This is a genomic window from Ruminococcus gauvreauii (assembly GCF_025151995.1).
Taxonomy (GTDB): Bacteria; Bacillota; Clostridia; order Lachnospirales; family Lachnospiraceae; genus Ruminococcus_G; species Ruminococcus_G gauvreauii.
The window spans coordinates 3,949,253-3,967,980 of record NZ_CP102290.1 but is presented as its reverse complement, the minus strand read 5'-3'; the positions used below and the strand labels follow the sequence as shown (position 1 = coordinate 3,967,980).

Below are 18,728 nucleotides of genomic sequence, written 5' to 3'. Positions count from 1 at the left end.
GAACCATCAGATATGTATAAAGAATTCATGCTGTATGTGACTGCTCAACAAACGAATGCATGCCATCAATTAAAAAAGTATAGAGTGTACCACAGTATAGACACTGGACACACTCTATTGTTCTGGTATTTTCTTTGGACATAACAGCAAAATCACAAAAACAAAAGAACTGCTGCACACATCCGTAAATAATTAATATATTCCGAATTATTGGTAGTACGCGAACCTCGGTCATGACAATATTACATAAATATTCGCCAATTTGGAGTTCTTTTCTCATGATTTTTTTACTCACCCAATATACATGCTATCACCGAATGAAAAAAAACGATACCGCTCTCTCACTGCCTCCTCATACGCTCTCATGATATTCTCCTTGCCGGCAAGCGCTGACACCAGCATCAGCAGCGTGGATTCCGGCAGATGAAAGTTCGTGATCAGTCCGTCTATCATTTTAAATCTGTAACCGGGGTAGATAAAAATATCTGTCCATCCGCTTCCGGCTTTCAGTATTCCATCATCATCTGCCGCCGATTCCAATGTACGGCAGCTCGTCGTCCCCACAGAGATCACCCGGTGGCCTGAAGCCCTGGTCTCATTAATCAGCTTTGCCTGATCTTCCTCCACGATGTAAAACTCCGAGTGCATATGGTGGTCTGTCACGTCTTCCACCTTGACCGGCCGGAAAGTGCCAAGTCCCACGTGGAGCGTTACATGTGCAATCCGGACACCCTTTTGCATTACTTTTTCCAGGAGTTCCTGTGTGAAATGTAGTCCCGCGGTCGGCGCAGCCGCCGAACCGTCGTGCTTTGCATAGACTGTCTGGTATCTGTTTTTGTCCTGCAGCTTATGTGTGATATACGGCGGCAGCGGCATTTCCCCGAGCACATCCAGGATCTCTTCAAAGATTCCGTCATACGTAAACTGGATCAGACGGTTTCCTTCCTCCACAATCTCCAGGACTTCGCCTCTCAAAGCGCCGTCGCCGAAGATAAGTTTCGTACCGGGTTTTGCCTTTTTCCCCGGCTTTACCAGAGTCTCCCATATATCGTTCTCCCTGCGTTTTAAAAGCAGGATTTCGATATGAGCGTCCGTTCCTTCTTTTCTGCCGAACAGACGGGCCGGAATCACTTTCGTATCATTGATCACAAGACAGTCGCCCGGCCGCAGATATGAAAGGATGTCCGTAAACCTGCCGTGTGTGATCTCTCCGCTTTCCCTGTCAAGGTGCAGCAGCCTGGAGTCCGAACGGTTGGGGAGCGGATCCTGAGCAATCAGCTCCTCCGGCAGCTCATAGTAAAAGTCTGAAGTCTTCATACGTCACTCTCCTCCCGGTAATATATCCGGTCTTCTTCCAGGACGTCGGCAGTTCCATCCTTCACTTCCACGATCGACACCCCGCAGTTCGGAGGCACATGCCCCCGCCAGAATGACGAAGTGAAGTCCTGATAAAAATAATTCATCAATGCACGCAGCGTACACCCGTGTGTCGAGAGCAGGATCGTTTCCTGTTCATTTCCCGGTTCCTGCAGAAGTTCATCCAGAAAATGTTCCGTACGCCTGCAGACTTCCAATACACTTTCCCCTCCCTTTGGCGGATCAAACTGAAACGGATCGCGGAAAAACTGTTCAAAAGAGTCCGAAGGGATCTCATAATTATCTCTGCTGCAGGACAGGCCTTCCCATTCGCCGAAGCTGATCTCTCTTATGCGGTCTTCTATCACAACAGGAATCTGTCGTCCTCCTGCAACCAGCTCCGCCGTCTGAACAGCTCTTTTGAGGGGACTTGTATAAATCCTGGTAAACGGAATATCCCGCATCGCTTCGCCCGTTTTTCGGGCAAGAGATACCCCGTTATCATTTAACGGAATATCACTCATGCCCTGCAGCCTGGCCTGCGTGTTCCATGTTGTTTCTCCATGTCGTATTACATATAATTTCATAAAGCACCTGCTACTGTCTGAGGACAGCTCCCAAATCTTCCAGACCATTCAGTATCTTTTTCATCACGGCAGTGATATCTGCCTCTTCAAGGGTTCTGTCAGCTGCACGGAATGTAATCGAATACGCAACTGATTTAAAGCCTTCTTCAATCTGGCTTCCCTCATATACATCAAACAGCTGATAGCTTTCCAGGATGTTTCCGCCGCGCTGTTCGATAACAGCTTCAATTTGTCCCACAAGAACTTCTTTCGGCAATACCATGCTGATGTCACGTGTCACCGCAGGATATTTTGCAATACCCGTATATTTTCTGTCATATGACGCGAATTCAAGTACTTTCAGGATGTCGATGACCGCAGCATACACGCGTGTTCCGATATCATAATTATCAGCGACATCCGGATGTATTTCTCCGAGATATCCGATATTAACGCCATCATAGATGACATTTGCCTGTCTGCCCGGATGCAGGAACGTCTTCCCTGCCTGAGGGTCATAATGTGGCTTTCTGTGCATACCCACCTTTTCCAGAAACTCTTCGATCACACCTTTCATCGTGAAAAAGTCTCCGTCTCCGTACATTCCGAGCGTAAGCATCATTCTCTCTTCCGGCAGTTCCCGTAGCGGCAGCTGTTTAGGGATATAGATATTGCCAAGCTCATATAATTTCACATTCTTGTTTCTGCGGTTGTAATTGGTGGACAGTGAAGTCAACATTCCGTTCAGCGAAATCGTACGCATGATACTGAAATCCTCACCGAGCGGATTCATGATCGTCACTGCTCTCCGAAGCGGGCTGTCCGGTGTGATCAACAGCTTGTCGAATACTTTCGGACTTTCAAACGAGTAGCACATGCCCTGTGAGAATCCGCAGTATTCCGCCACGTCTCTGGCCGTCTCCTCTATGCGCATTTTAAATGAAATCTTGCCGGTCGTAGCCTCTCCGCTCGGAAGAGTCGTCGGGATGTTGTCGTATCCATAAAAACGTGCAACCTCCTCGGCCAGATCAGCAGTGCGGAAAATGTCATGCCGGAATGTCGGTGCCACGATCTCATTTGCATTCTCATCATATGACAGTTCTACGCGCCCCAGATATTCCAGCATCTGTTCTTTGGAAAGATTAGTGCCGAGCAGTGCGTTGATCTTCTCCGGCTCAAACGGGACACGCACAGGCTCTTTCTTCTTCGTGTAGACGTCGACAGTGCCTCCGACGACTTCACCTGCTCCCAGCTCTTCCATCAGCTGGCACGCACGGTCGATTGCGGCTTTCGCATTGTTTGGATCCAGTCCCTTTTCAAATTTCCCGGAAGCATCCGTGCGCAGACCGACACGTTTGCTGGAAAGCCGGATATTCGTTCCGTCAAAGCAGGCAGCCTCGAACAGGACCGTCTTTACGGAATCAGTAATCATAGAATTCTCACCGCCCATGATGCCGGCAATGCCAACTGGTTTCTCGGCATCACAGATCATCAGTACCGATTCATCCATTTTACGTTCCTGTCCATCCAGTGTTACGAAATTTTCTTCTTTTGCCGCCCGTCTGACGATGATCTCATTCCCTTCGATCATATCAAGATCGTAGGCATGCATCGGCTGACCGTATTCTTCCATCACGTAATTCGTGATATCTACAAGATTGTTAATCGGACGGATTCCATTCGTCGCCAGGCATCTCTGCATCCACTTCGGCGAAGGCCCGATCTTAACGTTTTTCACCACGCGGGCACAATATCTCGGGCAGAGATCTTCATCTTCCACCGTCACTTTGATATAGTCATTGACATCCTCATTATTTCCTGTCTCATTTACGGCCGGCGGATGGAACTCCTTCCGGAATGTAGCGGCAGCTTCCCGTGCAATCCCGATCACACTGTAGCAGTCCACACGGTTAGAAGTCACCTCATATTCAAATACGACATCTTCAAGCCCCAGCGCTTTTATGGCACTCTCACCGACGACCGCATCCACAGGAAAAATGTAGATCCCATACTCCGGAGCTTCCGGATACATTTCTCTTGTGCTTCCGAGTTCCTCGATGGAACACATCATGCCGTAGGATTCAATCCCTCTCAGTTTTCCTTTTTTTATCCTGATGCCTCCCGGCGTCTTCTTTCCGTCGTGTCCTCCGGCTACACGGCCGCCGTCCAGGACAACCGGCACCTTATCCCCTTCCTTCACATTCGGCGCACCGGTCACGATCTGTACAGTTTCTGCGCCCACATTTACCTGACAGATGATCAGCTTATCCGCATCCGGATGTCTCTCGATCTTCTCGATCTGTCCGATCACAATATCTGACAGGTCTGCATCCAGCTTTTCATACCCTTCTACTTTCGTCCCGGAAAGTGTCATGGCGTCTGTATATTCCTGTGCCGTCACTTCCAGATCCGGTACATATTGTTTGATCCATGATAATGATGTATTCAATTCTTCTTCCTCCTGAATTTAAAAATGTCCATCGTGTCACTGCATTAGAACTGTTTTAAGAAACGGTCATCATTTTCATATAACAGTCTCATATCGTCAATCTCGTATTTTAACAATGCGATACGTTCCAGTCCGACGCCGAATGCAAAACCAGTATATTCTTCCGGGTCAATGCCGCACATCTCAAGCACATGCGGGTGAACCATCCCACAGCCCAGAATCTCGATCCAGCCGGTGCCTTTACAGAAACGGCAGCCGCTTCCGCCGCATTTAAAGCAAGTCACATCTACTTCCGCACTCGGCTCTGTGAACGGGAAATGATGCGGGCGGAACTTCGTTCTCGTCTCTTCCCCGAACAGTTCTTTTGCAAATTCCTCCAGCGTTCCTTTCAGGTCAGCAAACGTGATATTCCTGTCGATGACAAGCCCTTCAATCTGATGGAATGACGGTGAGTGGGTTGCATCCACCTCGTCAGAACGGAATACGCGTCCCGGTGCGATCATACGGATCGGAAGTTTCCCCTCTTCCATGACACGCGCCTGGACCGGTGATGTCTGGGTGCGCAGCACGATGTCTTTGTTGATATAGAAGGTGTCCTGTTCATCCTTTGCCGGATGATTGGCCGGTATGTTCAGCTTTTCGAAATTGTATAAATCATACTCCACTTCCGGGCCTTCCACGACTTCATATCCCATGCCGATGAAGATACGCTCCACTTCTTCCAGCGCGATCGTATTCGGATGGCGGTGCCCCACTCTGGCACGCTTTGCCGGGAGTGTGACGTCGATCACTTCCTCTTTCATCTGGTGTTCACGAATCGCCCTCTCCAGACGCACTTTAGTTTCTTCCAGATACTGCTCGATCTTTTCTCTTGTCTCATTGACCATCTGCCCTACTTTCGGACGGTCTTCCGCTGCGACATCTTTCATTCCCTTCAAAACAGAAGTTAACTTTCCTTTTTTTCCAAGAAAACTGACACGCACATCATTCAGCTTGTCAAGGGCGTCAGAATCCTGAATGTTCTGTGTCGCCTCATCCAGAATCGCCTGTAATTTGTCTTTCATACTTTCGCTCATGATTCATTCTCCTTATTGATTGATTAATAATCTGGCAATAAAAAAACCCCGTCCGCAAAAGGGACGAAGTTCAAGATCCGTGGTACCACCCTGATTCCCGGATTTCACCGGGCACTCAAACAGCTTAACGCGCTCCATACGGCATCTCCTACTTGATTTCAGAGATGCGGCTCCAGTGGGAATCTCAATATGCATCTGAACTCAAGGAAGCTTTCAGCCGGTGACTTCCCCTCTCTGATAGAAAATACATATCTACTGACACTTTCATCGCCGATATTAATATAATTACTAATTTTAACACAAAGACCTGATGTGTCAAGGAAAATTTATTTTTTTTAATATTTTTATGCTTCTTCCCTGGTTTTCACCGAAAAAAACCGCATGCAGATCCTTCGCAGATCCGCATACGGCGTTTTTTGTTATTGCTTTCTTTTATAACTGAGGACCAGCAGAAACTAATGCTTTTCCTGCCTCATTACCCTCATATTTTGCAAAGTTCTTGACAAATCTCTGTGCCAGGTCTTTCGCCTTGGTCTCCCACTCAGCAGCGCTCGCATAGGTGTCACGCGGATCAAGGATCGCAGGATCTACACCCGGAAGCTCTGTTGGGATCTCGAAGTTAAAATATGGCAGTTCTTTTGTCGGTGCACTTGCGATGGATCCGTCCAGAATTGCGTCGATGATTCCACGGGTATCCTTGATTGAGATACGTTTTCCGGAACCGTTCCAGCCGGTGTTCACCAAGTATGCTTTTGCACCGCTCATCTGCATTCTCTTCACAAGCTCCTCTGCATATTTGGTAGGATGCAGTTCCAGGAACGCCTGACCGAAACAAGCGGAGAATGTCGGAGTCGGTTCTGTGATTCCGCGCTCTGTACCGGCAAGTTTTGCTGTGAATCCGGACAGGAAATAATACTGTGTCTGTTCCGGAGTCAGAATGGATACAGGAGGAAGGACACCGAATGCGTCAGCAGACAGGAAAATAACATCCTTAGCCGCAGGAGCCGCAGAAACCGGGCGTACGATTTTTTCAATATGGTCGATCGGATAAGATACACGGGTATTTTCTGTTACACTCTTGTCATCAAAATCGATCTTACCGTTCTCATCCAGCGTAACATTCTCCAGAAGAGCATTGCGTTTGATTGCGTTATAGATATCAGGCTCAGATTCTTTATCCAGATTGATGACTTTCGCGTAGCAGCCGCCCTCAAAGTTAAAGATACCGTTGTCATCCCATCCGTGCTCATCATCACCGATCAAAAGACGTTTCGGATCTGTGGACAACGTGGTTTTTCCTGTTCCAGACAGTCCGAAGAAAATTGCGGTATTCTCCCCGTTCAGATCCGTGTTGGCGGAACAGTGCATGGAAGCGATGCCTTTCAGCGGCAGATAGTAGTTCATCATAGAGAACATACCCTTCTTCATCTCTCCGCCGTACCAGGTATTTACGATAACCTGCTCGCGGCTGGTGATGTTGAACATGGCTGCTGTCTCAGAATTCAGGCCCAGCTCCTTGTAGTTCTCGACTTTTGCCTTGGAAGCATTATATACAACAAAATCCGGCTCAAAGTTTTCGAGTTCTTCCGCGGTAGGTTTGATAAACATATTCATAACGAAATGAGCCTGCCATGCAACCTCTACGATGAAACGAATGGCCATGCGGGTATCCTTATTCGCTCCGCAGAACAAGTCGACTACAAACAGTCTTTTGCCGGAGAGCTCTTCCAGAGCAATCTTCTTGACAGTATCCCATGCCTCCTGGCTTGCAGGATGGTTATCATTCTTATACTCATCAGAAGTCCACCATACCGTGTCCTTCGAATTCTCATCCATGACAATAAATTTGTCTTTCGGTGAACGTCCCGTGTAGATACCGGTCATAACATTAACTGCACCAAGTTCACTTACCTGGCCTTTTTCAAACCCTTCCAGACCCGGTTTTGTCTCTTCTTCAAATATCATCTCATAAGAAGGATTGTGAACGATTTCTGTAACTCCGGTAATACCATATTGGCTTAAATCAATGTTTGCCATTTTTATCATCCTCTCTTTCGTCTAGTCAAAATTTTTTGATTCCTTCCCATTATTACATTTTGTGAAAGAAAAATCAATATTTTATTTTTTTTTCAGATTTTCTTTGTCATCCTCATCCTCATCACCCTCATGCTCATGCTCATCATCTTCGTCCGACGAGGAGAAAGAACGCAGTTCCATATACAGATGTTCCACTGCCGTCTGCTGAAGCTTACGGAATTTATCCTCAAAATATGCGTTGATCTCAGCCCCCAGCAATACAATGAACATACAGAAATAGACCCATAACATGATCATGATAAGAGTGGTCAGGCTTCCATACATATTTGATACATTGAAATACTCCAGATATATGGAGAAAATCAGAGAAAATACAGACCATGCGACTGCGGATATGACAGCTCCCGGCAGCTGACTTTTCAGTGTCGCCTTTCTGTTGGGAAGAAACTTATACATCAGCAGAAAAGCCACAGACAGCACTGCCAGCGAAACTCCTGTCCGCATCTGTAAAATGCTTTTTGCGATCTCTCCGATCAGAGGATAGCTTACGGACAGCGCCTCCTGTATGCTGTTACCAAAAACCAGCACGATCAGGGTCAGGATGATCACTGCGATAAAGAGCAATGTATACGCCGCCGACCGAATGCGTGCCAGTACGTAATTTCTCGTCTCAAATACCTGATAGACAGAGTTCAGTCCATTCGTGAGTCCCTGCATCCCTTTCCCGGCAGTCCAGAGTGTGATGATCGCCGTAAGAGGGACAACTGCCAGTGATTTGGAGTAAACCTCCAGGATAATCTGTTTGACAAAGCTCTGAAAGTCTTCCGGAACAATCTGAACAACAGCTTCCAGTATCATATTCTGTGTCAGCGGTGTATATCGTACAGATGTCATCAGCAGAAGAATAAAGGGAATAAACGAGAGCAGAATAAAATAGGAACACTGTGCAGCATACGCGCTGATGTGATCCCTCGTCGCCCGGTCTGTAAACCCAAATATGAGATTCGCAAAATTTTTCAATTTTTTCAAAAATCCAATCTTATTCTTTTTCATACAGGATAACCTGCCTCTTGCATGAAAAGAGAGTCATGAAAATGACTCTCTTTCTTTATCTTTTGTGGTCCCGGGATGCCGGTCCTATATTTTGAGTCCTAGCACTCGGCTAGGTGGGTATCCGCAGCTGGTCTTCTGCCTACCACAACGAGAGGTCTGACATCCGATCAGTGATATAGGATTCCCGTTTAAGATAATGTAGGTTCAAAATTAATAGGGTTGTCGAACATTCCAGGAAACCACAAACTGTTTTCTATATTTAGATTATACCTTATTCTATGTAGTTTTACAAGAACCATACACAATTTTTTCTTGTTGGTATATTTTTACGATAACTTTCCGTCGGTCAATGCGTCCTGTTCTTGTAATGCGCCAGAAATCCAAAGCCTGCCGCCGCCACGAAAACAGCCGCCGCCGCGGGGATAAATATCCCGATCTCCAGAGAAAACCTTGCGCTGACGCTGCCGATGACCGGTGATACCATACTGCCGCCAATATACATTCCGATGAACAGTATTGTGGTCGCGACCAGTGTGTTTGATTTCAGCCTTTCGCAGCTGAGATATGTGACATGTGGTATCGTATTGCCCCCGGCGAAGCCGGTCACTGCCATACAGGCGACCATGATGAACGGATTTTTAAGCAGGATGCCGGTAAGCATTGCAATTGCCGCCAGTGCACTGCCGTATGCCAGCTGCTTCTGCGGCCTGACACCCAGTCTTGGCAGGAGTATCCTGCTGATCGCCGTCCCCACCCAAAAGGCGGATAGCGCCGCGGTGCCCAGTACCCCGCTGCCCATCTCCACTTCAAAGAAACGCCGGATCCATGCCGCGATCCCCATCTGATGCGCACAGTAAAAAAACATCGCAAAGAACAGAAAAATGTTGCCGTCGGCCTTCAGAAAAGCGGCGATCCGTTTGATATTGATGCCTGTGTTTTCTGTTTCTGCATCGCTTTTTGTTCCGGGAGCACCTGCCTTTACAACCAGCAGGAAGACAGCCGCCAGAACCGCCTGCACGGCGAAAACGAATAAAAACACATGATTCCAGAGCACGCCCTCCGAGACCAGAAATTGAAATACCAACGGTGCGGTGATATTGCCGATGCCAAACAGGAAATGCATATCGTTCAGGCGCACCGGCGACTCCGGATGGATATCAACCATCAGGGCGCCGCCGGCAGTATCCTGTATCCCCATTGCAATCCCGAACAGACCGTACAGCAGAGACATCACTGCAAAAGGCGGAACAAGGGAAAGTCCGAGCATGGCAGTACAGGAAAACAGCAATGCTGTCAGCACCGCAGTATGCTTTTTGATTCTGCCCGCCATAAGCATCATCAGGATAATAGCGGCAACCGAAAAAGCATTCTGCAGCATCAGGGGCAGTCCCTGCGAAGATGCTGTCAGATTGTATTTTTCGATAAAGTTGGACAGAAAAAAACCCTGCGTTGCGCCCCCATACGCCAGCGTAAACATCGAAAGCAGTAACATTGCCGTATAAAAACCGGTTAAATGCTTTTTTATCATGGCATATCCCCCCACTTACTGTATCCCATTCAGCTCCTGATACAGATTTTTTGCATAACTATCCGTCATGCCGCTCACAAAGTCTGTCACAAGGAGCAGTCTTAAGTACAGTCTTTCCTGTTCTGACTTTCCTTTGGCGTATGTGTGATACGTCTGCAGATAATTCTCTGAAATCAGAGATATCATTTTCCCTTCCATCATATCCACGGGCTCAGAACTGTCATAATGCACTGCGGCAGGGACCAGTTTGTCCAGTAGGAAGGTCAGTATGGTACCAGCGGCGACTTCCAGTTTTAAAATGGGCTGTGAAGTGAACGCATAGCGATACGCAATATCACCGAGCGCCTCCATGACCCATGCGCCATCCGTCCCATAAAAGATATCATGCGTATAGCTTCCTGCCATAATATCGTCATAATTCGCTGTGAAACCTTCTGTCGCAGCAAAGATCAGCGAACTCTGCAGGCGAACCACCCAGTTCTGGACACTGTAGAGCTGCGGGTCTTTGATCCTGCGCCGGAGGGCATTGTCATACTGATGCTGAAGAATCCCGACGGCATCCATGCCTTCCGCGCGCGGCGCATGCTTTTCCTGAAAGTCACTGATCTCCTGAAAAAGTTCCCGATAGGATATACACCCTTTTTTAAATGCATCTTCAATATCTGCAGTTCTGTACGCGATGTCATCCGCAGCTTCCAGTATAAAGGTAAGCGGGTGGCGGACTCCTGCGGCAGTCGTCCCTGCTGCAATATCCTGATACAGCTGCTGCTCTGCATAAAAATACCCCATTTTCTTATCACGAATGTTTCCGCTGCCGGGTTTCATCCGCGTGGAACTGACCGGGTATTTGATAATCGTGTTTAAGAGGGCATACGTCAGATTCATGCCGTATTCATTTACCAGAAAATGAAGTTTGCTCACAAGGCGCAGTGCCTGGGCATTCCCCTCAAAGTGATACAGGTCCTGCAGCATCTGATCTGACAAGTAATCCGGAACCGGCACGCCGGACAGGCGTACACGGGACAGATTTTTCATGAACCAGTCACGGATCGCCTCCTCCCCAAAATGTCCGAACGGAGGATTCCCGATGTCGTGAATCAGCCCCGCACATTGGAGGATATCGCAGATATCACTTTTCGTCTGCAGATCAAAATCCGGATCTTTCTCATTTTTAAGAATGTACTGTGCAATATTCTGTCCCAGTGACTTTGCAAACGACGAGACCTCCATGGAGTGTGTCAGTCTTGTTCGGATAAAATCACTTTTGTCCAGCGGAAACACCTGTGTCTTATCCTGAAGCCTCCGAAAGGATGCGCTGCCGATGATCCGGTGATAGTCCTTTTCAAATTCACTCCTGAGGTCAGAGGTCCTGTGATTTCCGCTCTTTTGATAAACCCCGGCTCTGACCGGCGAGAGCAAATCTTTCCATCTCATATCTATTCTCCGGATCAGATTCCAAGAATCTTTCTGACAATTCCCTTCATCTCATCTTTTTCAACTACCGTATCGTGAAGCACCGGTGCACTGCGGATATCTTCAATCGCCTGAGGCACTTTTACCCTGGCAATCTTGGCGAGCTCGTCAACCAGTTCAAAGTCTGTCATCTCGTCGTAGGAATGATCGATCGCATTCATCACGCTTCTTGTGAACTTAAACGGGCTTGCCGTGGACGCAAGCAATGTCTTTTTATCGTCTCTCATATCCCGTTTATATTTCTGATAAACGCTCGCTGCCACAGCGGTATGGGTATCGATGATATATCCCGCTGTCTCATAAATACGCCGGATCGTCTGGGCCGTTTCCTCTTCACCCGCATAGTTGCCATAAAAATCTGCAAGCTTTGTCTTCATCGCATCGGTAATGGTATACTTTCCGTCTTTTGAGAGTGCATCCATAAATGCCCTGTTCTGTTCAGAATCGTCTCCCGTCAGATGATAGATCAGGCGTTCCAGATTACTGGAAATCAGAATGTCCATTGACGGTGAGGAAGTCAGGATAAACTCGCGGTTGCGGTCATACGTTCCTGTCGTAAAGAAATCGTACAGCACTTTATTTTCATTGGATGCGCAAATCAGCTTATCAATCGGTACTCCCATCTGCTTTGCATAGTACGCAGCCAGGATATTTCCGAAGTTACCGGTAGGCACAACAACATTGACAGTTTCCTGCGGTTCAATTTCTTTGTTTTTCACCAGGCTGGCATATGCATATACATAGTATACCACCTGCGGCACCAGTCGTCCGATATTGATGGAATTTGCAGAAGAAAACTGGCATCCTGCCTGCAAGAGCTCCTCCGCCAGTTCAGCGTCATTAAACATCTGCTTCACTCCGGTCTGGGCATCATCGAAATTGCCTTCAAGCGCAACAACGTACGTATTGCTGCCTTTCTGCGTCACCATCTGTTTTTCCTGGATCGGGCTGACGCCGTCCTTCGGGTAAAAAACAATGATTTTTGTACCGGGTACATCCGCAAATCCGGCGAGCGCCGCCTTTCCTGTATCTCCAGAAGTTGCTGTCAGGATCACGATGTCATTTTTCACCTGATTTTTGCGGGCGGCCGTTGTCATCAGATGCGGAAGTATTGACAACGCCATATCTTTAAAAGCAATGGTAGCTCCATGGAACAGTTCCAGATAATATGTTCCGTCTGCCTTCACGATCGGCGCAATATCACGGGTATCGAATTTCTCATCGTATGCCTTCTCTATGCAGTCCTGTAATTCTTCTTTCGTGAAATCCGTCAGAAACCGACTCATAACTTCATACGCTACTTCCTGATACGTCATTTTTGCCAGCGTCTCCATATCCATATCCAGTGACGGAATCTGTGTCGGAACAAAAAGGCCGCCATCTGCAGAAAGCCCCTGCAGTATAGCCTTTGAAGCCGTTACTGTTTCGTTATTACCTCTTGTGCTTTTATACAAAATTTCCATTTGTACTACCATCCTCTTCTTTCTTCGCATAAATAAAAACCTTTTCAGCCTTCATCGCTAAAGATTATAGCATATCGCAAAGATTCCCGCAACGCGGCTATGTATAAAAAAGGCGAAAAAAAGGTATTGTCAGCCTCCGGCAATACCTTTTCAATCTTTAATACTTATAAAAACTGTGACAGCCATGTTTAAACAAAAATGTCAGCTTGGAGTCAAACCATTTGACATTTTTCGCTTCGGAGTATTCTTTTTCCAGGAAAAATAACGCCCCGTCAGAATAATCTTCCCCGTCAATCGCCCTGTTCACCGCTTCGCGCGTCGTATCTGATACTGAAACGGTCGCAATCCTTCCGTCGATCGTCGGAGAAAATTGTGCGCTGCCTCCCGACTTATCCCACACGACTTCCGTCACGCTGTCGGGAAACTGATCGCTCGCAACCCGGTTGAATATTACATTTGCCACCAGAATTCGCCCCATAATGTCCTCGCCGCCGGCCTCAGCCTCGACAATCGACAGCAATGTCTCGTAATCATTATCCGAAATTTTCGTCTTTTCTACCAGCTCCCACGACTGGTCATCAATGGAATTCACTGTTTCTTTTACCAGGCTGCCCACATCAAATTCCGAGACTTCTTCCCGTATCGCAGTCCTCTGTCCAACCAGCACATCCTCAACATTTGTACCGATCGGATGGTACTCACCATTGGCAGCTTTCGTCGCATTTACACCGTCTATGATCCCCTGAAATCCCTGCGGTACGGTTTCCTCTTCCTCCGGCTGCACAGTTGCCTCTGCAGCGCCGGCAGGGTCGGGGTCCTCATCAGGATCTGAAAGCTGTTCCTGCTTCGGTACATCTGCCGCTGCAGTTCCCTGACCGGCATCCGCATTCTTGGCAGAGACGCTTCCGGCCGCAACACCCACTACAGCCGCTGTGACAACAACACTGACTATAACAGCGGTTTTGGTCCGGCTGTGTTTTTCATTTCTCCGTGACATAAGTGTCTTCACTTTGCACAGCAGTTTTTTGATTGCTTCCATCGATCTGTCCTTTGCCTTACGCGCTTTTCTACACTAAGCAAAGTATAGATATTCAGTTTGGTAAAGTCAATAGAAAAACCAAAATTTTGGCTGATTTCACTAATTATTCTCCACTTTTTCATGAAAAACGCCCATTATTTTATAAGCATTTCTCCACTTTTCGACGAATATCGCAATTTTTTACAATTCACCCTCCCCGCACACGACCGCGGTTTTGCATGTGAGTTTCATGTTATTTTACCAGATTATTGATGGCTGTCACCAGTGCATCAATAGATGCCCGGATGATATCCGGATCGACCGCGGCTCCCCATGCCATCTGATCCTGGCTCCCTTTCACACCGACATATGCGATCGCTCTGGAGCTGGAACTCTTCTCGAGTGCATGCTCCTGATAAGTAACCAGCTGGTAATCCAGGTCATACGCCTTTTTCAGCGCGTTGCTGACTGCATCCAGACGTCCGTTTCCAACCGCTTCCGTGACAATGGTCTCACCGTTATGGACAGATGTTACCTGTGTTGTGATTCCATCTTTCTGCTGGAAATGAACTTCAATAACATTGTAAGGTTCCGTGATGTTCTCATATTCTTTCTTAAACAGTTCGAATATTTCATCCGGATGCAGCTCTTTGTGCGTGTGATCGGAAACTGCTTTTGCAGCGTACCCCATTGCCTCCCGCATTTTTGCCGGAAGACAGAGTCCATATTTCGTCTCCAGAATATATCCCACGCCGCCCTTTCCTGACTGGCTGTTGATACGTATTACATCCGCATCGTAATTCCTGCCAATATCCGTAGGGTCGATCGGCAAATATGGAACCGTCCAGCGGTCCGGTGTCTTTTCTTCGATCCATTTCATACCTTTCGCGATTGCATCCTGATGAGAACCGGAAAAAGCGGCGAACACGAGTGAACCGCTGTACGGGCTTCTGGCATCAATCTGCATGCCTGTGTATTCTTCATACTTTTCACAGATATCCGGCATGTTCTCAAAGTTCAGTTCCGGGTCTACCCCCTGCGCATACATATTCATAGCCAGTGTAACTATATCCACATTCCCGGTGCGTTCCCCGTTTCCGAACAACGTTCCCTCAATGCGGTCAGCCCCAGCCAGAATTCCCAGCTCAGAGTCCGCAACGCCGCAGCCACGGTCATTATGTGGATGCAGGGATACCACTACATTTTCACGGTATTTCATATTCTTGCACATGTATTCAATCTGACTTGCATAAACATGCGGCAATGAATGCTGTACCGTAACAGGAAGATTAATGATTGCTTTCTTATCCGGTGTCGGTCTCCACACGTCCAATACTGCATTAACCACATCCAGCGCATACTCCGGCTCCGTCCCGGTAAAACTTTCCGGACTGTATTCGAATAGAAAGTTCCCGTCCGTTTCATCTGCCAGTTTTTTCAAAAGCTCTGCCCCGTCGACCGCAATCTTCAGGACCTCTTCTTTCGATTTTCGAAACACCTGCTCTCTCTGTGCCAGAGAAGTGGAATTATAGACGTGAACAACTGCTTTTTTCGCGCCGTCCAGTGCCTCAAAAGTTTTTCGGATAATGTGTTCTCTCGCCTGTGTCAACACCTGAATCGTCACATCGTCCGGAATCAGATTCTGTTCGATCAGCGTCCGAAGGAAAATATATTCCGTATCAGAAGCCGCGGGAAATCCAACTTCGATCTCTTTAAATCCCACATCCACAAGCAGTTTAAAAAACTCAATTTTCTGATCAAGGCTCATGGGAATGACCAGCGCCTGATTGCCGTCACGAAGATCTACACTGCACCAGACCGGCGCTTTGTCAATATACTCTTTTTTGGTCCAATCCATACACTCTGTGGGCGGCATGAAATACTGCCGCTGATACTTTTTGTGATTCATCATAATTCGTTTCCTCCCTGTTTTTTAATTGATACTGTTTCCGATGCAATAGAAAAACAGCCCTTCGCTCAGATGCTGCTTCCAGCAAGAGACGAAAGACTGTTATAGTCTACGCGGTACCACTCTCATTTTATGAATAAAATTCATACACTCACCGGATACGGATGAATTCATCGATATCCTCCCCCAGATAACGGTCGGGGCTCCGTCTGCGTCTACTTTTCAAAGAATTTCGGGCAGCCGCTCAGAGGTGAGTTCCATCAATCTTATCTACTGCTTCACATCAGCCAGCAGCTTTCTGAAATCTAAAATGGATGTACTATTCCTCATCTCAGCATTTAATTATTTAGCTGTATTTAGATTATCATTAACAGCCCATCATTGTCAACAACTTTTTTAACCCATCTTTTCAAATTCAAGTTTTACTTTGCAGCTTACAACTTATACGTAATGTTTGGATAACTGCTCCGTATTCTTTACAAGGCGATCATCATTCAGTCAAAAGCCACGCATCAATAAGTTCGCAAAGGAGATGATAACTTGAGCACAGAGTATAGAGATAAAATACTGCAGTTTCTGATGATGGATGACTCTGAATTTCTCATACAGTATTTGTATGATATGGAATTCAAGGATCTGAAAGACTTTACAGAAGAATTCCCTGAGTTTATGACTGATTTGAATAATGATGAAATAATAAACACATTAAAAAACACCGTCTATCAGGAGATATTAAAAAAGCTGGGAATATAAAACGCAAACAAAAAATCCACATACAGACTTCCGCAGTCATACCGCTTCCGCCATACATGGATTACAGTTATAAATCGGGGCAACAGGATTCGAACCTGCGACCTCACGGCCCCCAGCCGTGCGCGCTACCAAGCTACGCCATACCCCGTTTATTCGCAGGAATGCCGTATCAGGCATCCCCGCTAATTTAATATTATATCTTATTCATCATAAACTGTAAAGATTAATTTACAATTATATTTCATTATTTTTTAGCATTAATGTAGTTTACAAGTCCGCCGCTTGTGATGATTTTCTGCATGAACTCCGGGAAGGGCTGCCCTTTAAAGGAAGTTCCTTTCGTTTGATTGGTTATGACACCGCTGTCAAAATCAACCTCAATCTCATCTCCGGATTCAATTCCCTGAGCTGCTTCCGGACATTCAATGATCGGCAAACCTATGTTGATGGCATTTCTGTAGAAAATCCGTGCAAATGTCTCGGCTATCACACAACTCACACCAGCTGCTTTTATCGCAAGAGGTGCGTGTTCCCTTGAAGATCCACAGCCAAAATTTTTATTTGCTACGATGATGTCGCCTTTTTTTACTTTATTTACAAACTCCTTATCAATATCCTCCATGCAGTGGGTTGCCAGTTCTGCAGGGTCAGAAGAATTCAGATAACGCGCAGGAATGATAACATCCGTATCTACGTTATCGCCGTATTTAAATACTGTTCCGTTTGCTTTCATAGTCTAACCTCCTATAATCCAAGTTCTGCCGGTGCGGAAATTTTCCCCGTCACAGCGCTTGCAGCTGCAACAGCCGGACTCGCCAGATATACCTCTGATTCCACGTGCCCCATCCTTCCGACAAAGTTACGGTTTGTCGTGGATATACATCTTTCACCTTCGGCCAGAATCCCCATATAGCCGCCCAGACAAGGTCCGCAGGTTGGCGTACTTACAACCGCACCTGCTTCGATGAAAATCTTCAGCAGACCTTCTTCCATCGCCTGAAGATAAATTTTCTGTGTCGCAGGAATCACAATACACCGAACCCCTTTTTTCACTTTACGTCCTTTCAGGATCTCAGCCGCAATTCTCAGATCGTCAATCCTTCCATTCGTACAGGAGCCGATGACAGACTGGTCAATGACCACATCCTCCGTGATCTCATCGATCGTTTTTGTATTTTCGGGAAGATGTGGAAATGCGATCGTCGGTTTCAGTTCCGACAGATCAATCGTGTATTCTTCATCATACACTGCGTCTTCGTCCGCTTCGTACACGTTAAACTCACGCAGAGAATGTTCTTTCATGTAGGCTGCCGCTTTTTCATCCACGGGGAAAATACCGTTCTTTCCTCCGGCTTCGATTGCCATATTTGCGATCGTAAATCTGTCGTCCATGGACAGACTGGCGATTCCTTCTCCGACAAATTCCATGGATTTATAACGTGCACCATCCACGCCGATCATGCCGATGATATGGAGAATCACGTCTTTTCCGCTCACCCATTTGGATGGTTTCCCTACAATGTTAAACCTGATAGCAGACGGGACTTTGAACCATGCTTTGCCGGTCGCCATACCGGCAGCCATATCCGTACTTCCCACACCGGTTGAGAATGCTCCGAGTGCCCCGTATGTACATGTATGAGAGTCTGCACCGATCACAGTGTCGCCGGCTACAACCAGACCTTTCTCCGGAAGCAGTGCATGTTCGATCCCCATCTCTCCCACATCAAAATAATTGGTGATGTCATGTTTACATGCAAATTCACGCACACATTTACAGTGTTCTGCTGATTTAATATCCTTGTTCGGGATAAAGTGGTCCATAACCAGTGCCACCTTATCTTTATTAAATACTGTATCTACCGTCATCTTATCCATTTCATGAATGGCAACCGGTGAAGTGATATCATTTCCAAGCACCAGATCCAGATCTGCCTCAATTAACTGTCCCGCTTCCACTTTGTCCAGTCCTGCATGTGCAGCCAGAATCTTCTGCGTCATAGTCATACCCATGATCCAATTCCTCCTTTTCAGTCTTACAATTTAA

Annotated in this window: 14 protein-coding genes, 1 tRNA gene, 1 other RNA gene and 2 other annotated features; of the genes, 1 reads left to right on the top strand and 15 read right to left on the bottom strand. The window is 46.9% G+C overall.

Translation table 11 applies throughout. The features are described 5' to 3' along the window. Nucleotides 1-291: 291 nt before the first annotated feature. From queA to NQ502_RS18510, 12 genes are all read right to left on the bottom strand, one after another. Nucleotides 292-1,317: a tRNA preQ1(34) S-adenosylmethionine ribosyltransferase-isomerase QueA gene (queA, locus tag NQ502_RS18565; protein ID WP_028527958.1), complete on the bottom strand. Its 1,026-nt coding sequence runs from the start codon at nucleotides 1,315-1,317 to the stop codon at nucleotides 292-294. Continuing rightward, nucleotides 1,314-1,943 carry a histidine phosphatase family protein gene (locus tag NQ502_RS18560; RefSeq protein ID WP_028527957.1) on the bottom strand — a complete coding sequence of 210 codons (630 nt, stop codon included), beginning with the start codon at nucleotides 1,941-1,943 and terminating at the stop codon, nucleotides 1,314-1,316. Before NQ502_RS18560 ends, queA begins: the two co-directional genes overlap by 4 nt. A 10-nt stretch (nucleotides 1,944-1,953) precedes the next feature. Further along, nucleotides 1,954-4,371, bottom strand: a complete 2,418-nt coding sequence (pheT, locus tag NQ502_RS18555; protein ID WP_028527956.1) for a phenylalanine--tRNA ligase subunit beta — start codon at nucleotides 4,369-4,371, stop codon at nucleotides 1,954-1,956. A gap of 44 nt (nucleotides 4,372-4,415) precedes the next feature. After that, nucleotides 4,416-5,435, bottom strand: a complete 1,020-nt coding sequence (pheS, locus tag NQ502_RS18550) for a phenylalanine--tRNA ligase subunit alpha (RefSeq protein ID WP_028527955.1) — start codon at nucleotides 5,433-5,435, stop codon at nucleotides 4,416-4,418. Nucleotides 5,436-5,503: 68 nt separating this feature from the next. Beyond that, nucleotides 5,504-5,724 (bottom strand) — a binding site (T-box leader). A gap of 155 nt (nucleotides 5,725-5,879) precedes the next feature. Continuing rightward, the gene (pckA, locus tag NQ502_RS18545) at nucleotides 5,880-7,484 is read right to left on the bottom strand and encodes a phosphoenolpyruvate carboxykinase (ATP) (protein WP_028527954.1); all 1,605 of its coding nucleotides are present in this window, start codon (nucleotides 7,482-7,484) and stop codon (nucleotides 5,880-5,882) included. Between the two features lie 81 nt (nucleotides 7,485-7,565). Beyond that, the gene (locus NQ502_RS18540) at nucleotides 7,566-8,537 is read right to left on the bottom strand and encodes a YihY/virulence factor BrkB family protein (protein WP_028527953.1); all 972 of its coding nucleotides are present in this window, start codon (nucleotides 8,535-8,537) and stop codon (nucleotides 7,566-7,568) included. A gap of 63 nt (nucleotides 8,538-8,600) precedes the next feature. After that, nucleotides 8,601-8,778: non-coding RNA, 6S RNA (ssrS, locus tag NQ502_RS18535), on the bottom strand. 105 nt (nucleotides 8,779-8,883) lie between these two features. Further along, nucleotides 8,884-10,065, bottom strand: a complete 1,182-nt coding sequence (locus tag NQ502_RS18530; protein WP_028527952.1) for an MFS transporter — start codon at nucleotides 10,063-10,065, stop codon at nucleotides 8,884-8,886. A gap of 15 nt (nucleotides 10,066-10,080) precedes the next feature. Beyond that, on the bottom strand, nucleotides 10,081-11,499 hold the full coding sequence (locus NQ502_RS18525) for a deoxyguanosinetriphosphate triphosphohydrolase (RefSeq protein ID WP_028527951.1): 1,419 nt from the start codon (nucleotides 11,497-11,499) through the stop codon (nucleotides 10,081-10,083). 14 nt (nucleotides 11,500-11,513) lie between these two features. Continuing rightward, nucleotides 11,514-13,001, bottom strand: coding sequence for a threonine synthase (gene thrC / locus NQ502_RS18520; protein WP_028527950.1), 1,488 nt, complete (start codon nucleotides 12,999-13,001; stop codon nucleotides 11,514-11,516). Nucleotides 13,002-13,158: 157 nt separating this feature from the next. Further along, a complete protein-coding gene (locus tag NQ502_RS18515) occupies nucleotides 13,159-14,040 on the bottom strand; it encodes a cell wall hydrolase (protein WP_049898057.1) in 882 nt (293 codons plus the stop codon). 232 nt (nucleotides 14,041-14,272) lie between these two features. Further along, entirely contained in the window at nucleotides 14,273-15,931 is a 1,659-nt protein-coding gene (locus NQ502_RS18510) for a 2-isopropylmalate synthase (protein WP_187374513.1), read from the bottom strand. Nucleotides 15,932-16,012: 81 nt separating this feature from the next. Next, nucleotides 16,013-16,270: a binding site (T-box leader), on the bottom strand. Between the two features lie 198 nt (nucleotides 16,271-16,468). Here NQ502_RS18510 and NQ502_RS18505 point away from each other — a divergent pair. Further along, nucleotides 16,469-16,681 carry a hypothetical protein gene (locus tag NQ502_RS18505; RefSeq protein ID WP_028527948.1) on the top strand — a complete coding sequence of 71 codons (213 nt, stop codon included), beginning with the start codon at nucleotides 16,469-16,471 and terminating at the stop codon, nucleotides 16,679-16,681. 74 nt (nucleotides 16,682-16,755) lie between these two features. Here NQ502_RS18505 and NQ502_RS18500 read toward each other — a convergent pair. From NQ502_RS18500 to leuC, 3 genes are all read right to left on the bottom strand, one after another. Next, nucleotides 16,756-16,829: transfer RNA gene (locus NQ502_RS18500), tRNA-Pro, on the bottom strand. Nucleotides 16,830-16,925: 96 nt separating this feature from the next. Next, nucleotides 16,926-17,414 carry a 3-isopropylmalate dehydratase small subunit gene (gene leuD / locus NQ502_RS18495; RefSeq protein ID WP_028527947.1) on the bottom strand — a complete coding sequence of 163 codons (489 nt, stop codon included), beginning with the start codon at nucleotides 17,412-17,414 and terminating at the stop codon, nucleotides 16,926-16,928. Between the two features lie 11 nt (nucleotides 17,415-17,425). Further along, a complete protein-coding gene (gene leuC / locus NQ502_RS18490; RefSeq protein ID WP_028527946.1) occupies nucleotides 17,426-18,694 on the bottom strand; it encodes a 3-isopropylmalate dehydratase large subunit in 1,269 nt (422 codons plus the stop codon). Between the last annotated feature and the right edge of the window lie 34 nt (nucleotides 18,695-18,728).

Bases quoted from the DNA above. Each gene is read 5' to 3' on its own strand.
- NQ502_RS18525 (WP_028527951.1), bottom strand. From the start codon at position 11,499: ATGAGATGGAAAGATTTGCTCTCGCCGGTCAGAGCCGGGGTTTATCAA.
- pckA (WP_028527954.1), bottom strand. From the start codon at position 7,484: ATGGCAAACATTGATTTAAGCCAATATGGTATTACCGGAGTTACAGAA.
- queA (WP_028527958.1), bottom strand. From the start codon at position 1,317: ATGAAGACTTCAGACTTTTACTATGAGCTGCCGGAGGAGCTGATTGCT.
- pheS (WP_028527955.1), bottom strand. From the start codon at position 5,435: ATGAAAGACAAATTACAGGCGATTCTGGATGAGGCGACACAGAACATT.
- thrC (WP_028527950.1), bottom strand. From the start codon at position 13,001: ATGGAAATTTTGTATAAAAGCACAAGAGGTAATAACGAAACAGTAACG.
- leuC (WP_028527946.1), bottom strand. From the start codon at position 18,694: ATGGGTATGACTATGACGCAGAAGATTCTGGCTGCACATGCAGGACTG.
- NQ502_RS18540 (WP_028527953.1), bottom strand. From the start codon at position 8,537: ATGAAAAAGAATAAGATTGGATTTTTGAAAAAATTGAAAAATTTTGCG.
- NQ502_RS18560 (WP_028527957.1), bottom strand. From the start codon at position 1,943: ATGAAATTATATGTAATACGACATGGAGAAACAACATGGAACACGCAG.
- NQ502_RS18515 (WP_049898057.1), bottom strand. From the start codon at position 14,040: ATGGAAGCAATCAAAAAACTGCTGTGCAAAGTGAAGACACTTATGTCA.
- leuD (WP_028527947.1), bottom strand. From the start codon at position 17,414: ATGAAAGCAAACGGAACAGTATTTAAATACGGCGATAACGTAGATACG.
- NQ502_RS18510 (WP_187374513.1), bottom strand. From the start codon at position 15,931: ATGATGAATCACAAAAAGTATCAGCGGCAGTATTTCATGCCGCCCACA.
- NQ502_RS18530 (WP_028527952.1), bottom strand. From the start codon at position 10,065: ATGATAAAAAAGCATTTAACCGGTTTTTATACGGCAATGTTACTGCTT.